This window comes from Acetobacter sp. AAB5, from assembly GCF_050106715.1.
Taxonomy (GTDB): Bacteria; Pseudomonadota; Alphaproteobacteria; order Acetobacterales; family Acetobacteraceae; genus Acetobacter; species Acetobacter oryzifermentans.
On the sequence record NZ_JBNIEW010000041.1, the window covers coordinates 1 to 3,101 of the forward strand.

Consider the following 3,101-nt stretch of genomic DNA (forward strand, 5'->3'; position numbering starts at 1 on the left):
ATATAAGGTCCTGCGGCACGGATTGTTATAGACAGCAGCCCCATGTGATGACTGATCAGGTGATCCCCCAATGGCAACAGGGCATTTCCGTTTGTCCAGGCGCAATCTGCCCAGTCTGTTTCATGCCAGCCTTCAGGCTTATCCTGCATCAGATGCGCTGCAATGTCATGCTGTTGTCCGGCTGTTGCAAGATGCACATCCGCAACGGCAACACCCATTTCACGCCGATCATCCACAAACGGCCCAATCACATCCGCCGGACGCGCAGCCCGAGACACAATACGCACAAAGCGTGTGCCAGGACGTAGCATGAAGCTATAACGCTGCCCATTGCGCCTTACGGCACGCACAACAGCACCTGTATCTGTTACCAGATGCAGGTCGGGCTCATCTGTCAGAACCTGCGGTGCTGTAGCCACTGGCTGCCCGCCTACACTTGCAGCCCGCTCCGCCAGCTTGCAGAACAAGGGTTCCACAAAAGCACGATCAACACACAGATCTACTGCGGCATCATCTTCCCAGCTTTTGATTTTTCCACCCAAGCTCATGACAGAACCAGCCTGACGGAACGCACGGCGGTTACCTGTATCCAGATAACTTTCTGTCAACATACCATCTGCCGTGATCACAGAGTGTTCTTCTGTTTCCACATGGTAGTAATCGTAGGAGGTGATGGATTTATCATAGAAAATGGAAGATCCGTTCACCAGCATGCGCACAGGCACAAACCTGCCTTCAAAGAACAGGCAATGTTCAGATGTAATCAGCATATCCTTGTAAGGCACACCATCTGCAATAGTATCCTTAAGGATACGCACAGGGTAACCTGCCTCATCATCCGGCAATCCTGCGCGCACAGTGGCGTGCGCCTTGCCGGCCCATGTCACTTTACGAACAGTGCTTTGTCCATCTGCAAATGTCAGAACGTCATCACCCAGTTGCAGTGTTTCAACAGCAACATCACCACATGGTGTGCGGATCATGGAACCAGCCAAGAAACAGACTTCATAAACAGCATTGCCGTCTGCATCAGAAGAAAGTTCGTACCCATACTGGCTGACATCATCAATGTGCAGCGTAACAGACCCACCCTCGTTAAACGACAAGGTGACGTAGTTGCCATCTGCTGAATAACTGGTGGAGGTAATATCGGCAGCTTTAACCCCGGCAAGCACAATCCCGTCTGAGTTTCCAGCAGAAGCTCCGTCAAAACCCGTCACTTCTGTCGTAACGATTGTGGCGGAAGATGTATCAACACCCTCCAAAGTCAGCCCTGTATTGGTGCTGCCTTCCAGATCAACAACGCCACCTGCCCCAGCCCATATGGTGGCTTTGCCGCCATTTTGCAGAACCTCTGTACCACTCAGCACAGCACTGCTCTGCACGTTCAACTGGCCACCACTGGCAACATTTACATCTGCCGCAGATCCACCCGAACTGACATCCACAGTCCCGCCAGACACGTTGGCGCCATTCAGGCTACCCTGTGAGAAAACGTTGAGCGTGCCGCCGCTTCCTACGGTCTCATTATGTGCTGTAGCACCCGTCTCAACATCTTCAAGGCCGCCGTTGTTAACCGTTGTGCCTGTGGTGACGCCACCGCTTTGAACAAATTCGATACCGCCAGAATTCACAACGGCACTCACAGCCGCGCCGTTAATGTAGCCAAAGCCATTGGCGTTATACGTTGTATGGTTTGCTACCCCACCGGCACTCACAGTTTCATGCCCGTGGCTTGCAACAATCATGTCACTGTCCTGGCCGCCGGACATCACACGTTCTTCACCCAGATTGGTAATTGTGCCCGATACGGCACTCCCCCAATCATACTGGCGCCCGTGGTTGACACTAAAGCTGCTGACCAAACCATTGGAAGCCACTGTCTGGCTGCCATTGCCAGTAATGCTGATATTGGTGGCCGTGCCATTGGCATCAACTTCGGAGTAACCGCCTGTCGTAATTGTTACGCCACTTTCGTAACCCCCAGACAGGGCAGAAACTTTTGCGCCAGAGCTTAAAACGCCACCGCTCAGCGTGCCGCCGCTCAGCACCGTTGTACCGCCGATAATGCCTGCTGATGCAATCGTTAACGTGCCATGGGCATTTACCGTTTGATCAACAGCACTGCCTCCAGCGTTTACGTATTCGCTCCCGCTTCCGTTGATTGTGGTGTGCGACGTTATGCCACCAGAGGACACATTCACCCAGCCGCCAGAATTAACCGTGGCATCATCCAAAGTGCCGGCAATAAAGCCATAACCTGTGTCATTGAAAATTGTGTTTACGGCACTCCCACCAGCACTCACAACTTCATGCCCGTGGCCAGTCACTGTCATGTCGGCATCATAGCCGCCAGACTGAACGCGCTCTTCACCTAAATCCTCAATCAGGCCACTTACGGCACTCCCGGCATTATTCTGCCGCCCCGTCTCAATGGTGAAATTGCTGACAGCACCGCCCTGAGCCACGTTTTCTACGCCAGAGCGCTCAATCAGAATATTGGAGCCACTGCCGCCAGACTGAATATCCGCGCTGCCGCCACTTGCAATGGTGACACCACTTTCATACCCGCCAGAGAGCACGGATACCGTTGCGCCCGCGCTGAGTGTGCCGCCACTCAAGCTGCCACCACTCAGAATGGTTTGACCGCCTATGGTCCCGGACGCATCAACAACAACAGTGCCTTGGGAATTAACGGTCTGATTAAGCGCTGTGCCACCAGCCCCTACAGTTTCAAGGCCACCGGCGTTCACGGTTGTTGCAGATGCAATGCCACCAGCGGATGCCTGAAGCTGACCGCCATCCAGAATTGTTCCAGAGGTCACGCCTTTTGTTTCTACCAACTGAAGCCCACCTGCAGAAATGGTTGCAGCTTCACTCAGGCCATTCAGAACAGCGTCTTCACCCCCGTTATTCACAGTGTTGTTGTATGCTGAACCGTTTGTATATTCTACAATGGCGCCTTCGTTATTCACGACCGCATCATAGGATACGCCGCCATCAATATACGCGGCATAAATACCTTGGGCATTCACAGTCATGGCAGACACCACGCCGTTGCTCTGCACGGTAATGCCAGCATCATTCAAGGTTACGCCAGA

1 protein-coding gene is annotated in these 3,101 nt (G+C 53.2%); it reads right to left on the bottom strand.

The features are described 5' to 3' along the window. The coding region (locus ACP7IZ_RS13625) for a Hint domain-containing protein (protein ID WP_426849698.1) at nucleotides 1-3,101 on the bottom strand (3,101 nt) is incomplete at both ends.